Annotated in this window: 1 pseudogene; it reads left to right on the forward strand. The window is 34.6% G+C overall.

What is annotated here, in order from left to right:
- Positions 1–30: 30 nt before the first annotated feature.
- A pseudogene (locus ACQY1Q_RS17375) lies at positions 31–872 on the forward strand (IS3 family transposase); the annotation flags it as partial.

Here is an 872-nt window from a genome sequence, read left to right on the forward strand (position 1 = left end):
AAATAAGTTGACACAAATTAGACTTATTTTATGAATACGAGTCCACACAAGAAAAAGCGCACACAATGTGATTACAATCTAGGCTTTAAATTAGCTGTCGTTTCCCAAGTAGAAAAAGGCGAGTTAACCTATAAACAAGCCCAGCAGAAGTATGGTATTCAAGGAAAGAGTACTGTTTTGGTTTGGTTAAGAAAACATGGTATCTTAGACTGGAGCAAACCTGCTTTACTAATGAAATCGAAATCCAAAGAAACACCAGCACAGAAGATTAAGCGATTAGAACGCGAATTAGAAGATCAAAAGTTAAAGAATCAGATTCTCAATACTATGATTGATATCTCTGATAGTCAATATGGAACTTCTATTAGAAAAAAGTATTTATCTCAACAATCCAAAGCATCAGACAAAAACAAAGGATAAGTTTATCACGTTGTTGTCGATTGTTTGAGATATCCAGGCAAGGATTCTATCAAAGCATTAAGCGTGAGTATGCTCGAAGAGCAGAACTCTCTAAGATCAAACCTTTAATCATCCAAATACGTATGCAAATGCCTAGAATAGGCACTCGCAAGTTGTATTATTTGCTAAAAGATAAGTTTAATGATCTAGGAGTAAAAATAGGTAGAGATGCCCTATTTGATTACTTGCGTTCAGAAGCTATGTTAATCAAGCCTAAAAAGAATTACACTAAAACCACTCACTCAAAACATTGGTTACGTAAATATCCGAATCTGGTAAAAGATACTAAGGCTCTCCAACCAGAACAATACTTTGTCAGCGATATCACCTATGTGAAAAGTAGAGAACGAACCCATTATCTATCTTTAGTGACTGATGCTTTTAGTAGAAAGATTATGGGATATCATTTAAGC

The sequence above is a fragment of the Tenacibaculum sp. TC6 genome, from assembly GCF_050606265.1.
In the GTDB taxonomy this organism is placed as follows: Bacteria; Bacteroidota; Bacteroidia; order Flavobacteriales; family Flavobacteriaceae; genus Polaribacter.